Origin of the sequence: Streptomyces sp. DH12 (assembly GCF_020873895.1) — a bacterium.
Taxonomy (GTDB): Bacteria; Actinomycetota; Actinomycetes; order Streptomycetales; family Streptomycetaceae; genus Streptomyces.
Genome location: NZ_JAHWGT010001061.1, coordinates 1 through 453 on the forward strand (window position 1 = coordinate 1; position 453 = coordinate 453).

Below are 453 nucleotides of genomic sequence, written 5' to 3' on the forward strand. Positions count from 1 at the left end.
CAATGGCGACATCCATTGACCAGGTAAGGTGCGGGCAAAACGGCCACGCGGGCCACCGAAAAGCTCGATGATGTCGTGTGCAAAAGGTTCACGATTAAGCGGAATGCGGCCTTCGGCAGAGGCGCCACGCACAGCCGAGTGGGACTTTCCAACCGTCTTCACGGTCTTGAGGGCCTCATCAGTCACGTTCCTCTCCTACGGTCTTAATAGTTCAGCCAAGTCACCTTGACCATTAATGATGTCCTCCAGCGAAGGAACGTCTGGGGCTGGTGCTCCCGGCTGAGCAGGCGCTTCCGGAGGTGTTGCAGGCTGGTGTGGGGAAGGCGCAGGTTGGTCGCCAGGAGCAGGGGATTCTGGGTTTGCAGTCTCCTCTGGAGCATCATCGTTGTTGCCGTAACGATTGCCGTATTCCGTTGAGGAACCATAAGAGCCCGTGTACCCGCTGCCCCAGTT

General features: G+C 58.1%; 1 protein-coding gene. It reads right to left on the minus strand.

Annotated features, from left to right (window positions below; genetic code table 11):
- Positions 1-186 (minus strand): hypothetical protein (locus LPA54_RS38505; protein WP_228985030.1); only part of this gene is annotated, 186 nt, incomplete at its 3' end.
- Positions 187-453: the final 267 nt, after the last annotated feature.